We start from the raw sequence: 3613 nt of genomic DNA, 5'->3' as shown, positions 1-3613 counted from the left end.
GGAATTTAATCTTGACGATGACCTACTCTCACATGGGGAAACCCCACACTACCATCGGCGATGCATCGTTTCACTACTGAGTTCGGGATGGGATCAGGTGGTTCCAATGCTCTATGGTCGTCAAGAAATTCGGGTACTGAGTCGTGGCCTGTTGGCCTCGCTTCAGCAAATTGGGTATGTGATAGCTTTCGGTGTCTTGTGAGCGTCGAACTTTCGGTTCATCTCGTCTTCACACACCGCAATCTGGCCTTTCGACGCAAATTGCTTGGGTGTTATATGGTCAAGCCTCACGGGCAATTAGTATTGGTTAGCTCAACGCCTCACAGCGCTTACACACCCAACCTATCAACGTCGTAGTCTTCGACGGCCCTTCAGGGAACTCAAGGTTCCAGTGAGATCTCATCTTGAGGCTAGTTTCCCGCTTAGATGCTTTCAGCGGTTATCTATTCCGAACATAGCTACCCGGCAATGCCACTGGCGTGACAACCGGAACACCAGAGGTTCGTCCACTCCGGTCCTCTCGTACTAGGAGCAGCCCCTCTCAAATCTCAAACGTCCACGGCAGATAGGGACCGAACTGTCTCACGACGTTCTAAACCCAGCTCGCGTACCACTTTAAATGGCGAACAGCCATACCCTTGGGACCGGCTTCAGCCCCAGGATGTGATGAGCCGACATCGAGGTGCCAAACACCGCCGTCGATATGAACTCTTGGGCGGTATCAGCCTGTTATCCCCGGAGTACCTTTTATCCGTTGAGCGATGGCCCTTCCATACAGAACCACCGGATCACTAAGACCTACTTTCGTACCTGCTCGACGTGTCTGTCTCGCAGTCAAGCGCGCTTTTGCCTTTATACTCTACGACCGATTTCCGACCGGTCTGAGCGCACCTTCGTACTCCTCCGTTACTCTTTAGGAGGAGACCGCCCCAGTCAAACTACCCACCATACACTGTCCTCGATCCGGATAACGGACCTGAGTTAGAACCTCAAAGTTGCCAGGGTGGTATTTCAAGGTTGGCTCCACGCAGACTGGCGTCCACGCTTCAAAGCCTCCCACCTATCCTACACAAGCAAATTCAAAGTCCAGTGCAAAGCTATAGTAAAGGTTCACGGGGTCTTTCCGTCTAGCCGCGGATACACTGCATCTTCACAGCGATTTCAATTTCACTGAGTCTCGGGTGGAGACAGCGCCGCCATCGTTACGCCATTCGTGCAGGTCGGAACTTACCCGACAAGGAATTTCGCTACCTTAGGACCGTTATAGTTACGGCCGCCGTTTACCGGGGCTTCGATCAAGAGCTTCGCGTTAGCTAACCCCATCAATTAACCTTCCGGCACCGGGCAGGCGTCACACCCTATACGTCCACTTTCGTGTTTGCAGAGTGCTGTGTTTTTAATAAACAGTCGCAGCGGCCTGGTATCTTCGACCGGCATGAGCTTACGGAGCAAGTCCTTCACCCTCACCGGCGCACCTTCTCCCGAAGTTACGGTGCCATTTTGCCTAGTTCCTTCACCCGAGTTCTCTCAAGCGCCTTGGTATTCTCTACCCAACCACCTGTGTCGGTTTGGGGTACGGTTCCTGGTTACCTGAAGCTTAGAAGCTTTTCTTGGAAGCATGGCATCAACCACTTCGCTAACTAAAAGTTAGCTCGTCATCAGCTCTCGGCCTTAAGATCCCGGATTTACCTAAGATCTCAGCCTACCACCTTAAACTTGGACAACCAACGCCAAGCTGGCCTAGCCTTCTCCGTCCCTCCATCGCAATAACCAGAAGTACAGGAATATTAACCTGTTTTCCATCGACTACGCTTTTCAGCCTCGCCTTAGGGACCGACTAACCCTGCGTCGATTAACGTTGCGCAGGAAACCTTGGTCTTTCGGCGTGGGTGTTTTTCACACCCATTGTCGTTACTCATGTCAGCATTCGCACTTCTGATACCTCCAGCAAGCTTCTCAACTCACCTTCACAGGCTTACAGAACGCTCCTCTACCGCATCACTTACGTGATACCCGTAGCTTCGGTGTATGGTTTGAGCCCCGTTACATCTTCCGCGCAGGCCGACTCGACTAGTGAGCTATTACGCTTTCTTTAAAGGGTGGCTGCTTCTAAGCCAACCTCCTAGCTGTCTAAGCCTTCCCACATCGTTTCCCACTTAACCATAACTTTGGGACCTTAGCTGACGGTCTGGGTTGTTTCCCTTTTCACGACGGACGTTAGCACCCGCCGTGTGTCTCCCATGCTCGGCACTTGTAGGTATTCGGAGTTTGCATCGGTTTGGTAAGTCGGGATGACCCCCTAGCCGAAACAGTGCTCTACCCCCTACAGTGATACATGAGGCGCTACCTAAATAGCTTTCGAGGAGAACCAGCTATCTCCGAGCTTGATTAGCCTTTCACTCCGATCCACAGGTCATCCGCTAACTTTTCAACGGTAGTCGGTTCGGTCCTCCAGTTAGTGTTACCCAACCTTCAACCTGCCCATGGATAGATCGCCCGGTTTCGGGTCTATTCCCAGCGACTAGACGCCCTATTAAGACTCGCTTTCGCTACGCCTCCCCTATTCGGTTAAGCTCGCCACTGAAAATAAGTCGCTGACCCATTATACAAAAGGTACGCAGTCACCCAACAAAGTGGGCTCCCACTGCTTGTACGCATACGGTTTCAGGATCTATTTCACTCCCCTCTCCGGGGTTCTTTTCGCCTTTCCCTCACGGTACTAGTTCACTATCGGTCAGTCAGTAGTATTTAGCCTTGGAGGATGGTCCCCCCATATTCAGACAAAGTTTCTCGTGCTCCGTCCTACTCGATTTCATGACTAAGAGATTTTCGCGTACAGGGCTATCACCCACTATGGCCGCACTTTCCAGAGCGTTCCGCTAATCTCAAAGCCACTTAAGGGCTAGTCCCCGTTCGCTCGCCACTACTAAGGGAATCTCGGTTGATTTCTTTTCCTCAGGGTACTTAGATGTTTCAGTTCCCCTGGTTCGCCTCTTACGCCTATGTATTCAGCGTAAGATAACCATCTTATGATGGCTGGGTTCCCCCATTCAGACATCTCCGGATCAAAGTCTGTTTGCCGACTCCCCGAAGCTTTTCGCAGGCTACCACGTCTTTCATCGCCTCTGACTGCCAAGGCATCCACCGTATGCGCTTCTTCACTTGACCATATAACCCCAAGCAATCTGGTTATACTGTGAAGACAACATTCGCCGAAAATTCGAATTTCTCATCTAAGAGAACTCACAAATTTTACCTTAGCCTGACCCGTTACCAGTGAAAGTAACGTTCAGTCTATCTTTCTATCACATACCCAAATTTTTAAAGAACGATCTAATCAAAGACTAGAAATCAACATTCACCATCATCACAATGGAATGCTCATTTCTAAGCTTTCAACAACAGAAGCAGTAGTGGTGGAGCCAAACGGGATCGAACCGTTGACCTCCTGCGTGCAAGGCAGGCGCTCTCCCAGCTGAGCTATGGCCCCGTATTTCTACAGGCGTTTCCCACACAAAATTGGTGGGTCTGGGCAGATTCGAACTGCCGACCTCACCCTTATCAGGGGTGCGCTCTAACCAACTGAGCTACAGACCCAATTTCGGGCTGCTAA

General features: G+C 51.0%; 2 tRNA genes and 2 rRNA genes. All 4 read right to left on the bottom strand.

From position 1 onward, the window contains the following. Window positions 1-9: 9 nt before the first annotated feature. Window positions 10-125: ribosomal RNA gene (rrf, locus tag AOA60_RS08385) — 5S ribosomal RNA — on the bottom strand. Between the two features lie 151 nt (window positions 126-276). Beyond that, a 23S ribosomal RNA gene (locus AOA60_RS08380) occupies window positions 277-3168 on the bottom strand. A 246-nt stretch (window positions 3169-3414) separates the two neighbouring features. Then, a tRNA-Ala gene (locus AOA60_RS08375) sits at window positions 3415-3490 on the bottom strand. 30 nt (window positions 3491-3520) lie between these two features. Further along, window positions 3521-3597: transfer RNA gene (locus AOA60_RS08370), tRNA-Ile, on the bottom strand. Window positions 3598-3613: the final 16 nt, after the last annotated feature.

Source organism: Pseudomonas sp. 2822-17 (assembly GCF_002742485.1).
In the GTDB taxonomy this organism is placed as follows: Bacteria; Pseudomonadota; Gammaproteobacteria; order Pseudomonadales; family Pseudomonadaceae; genus Aquipseudomonas; species Aquipseudomonas cyclaminis.
Note: the sequence above shows the minus strand (reverse complement) of the source record. Positions and strands in the feature narration are given on the sequence as shown.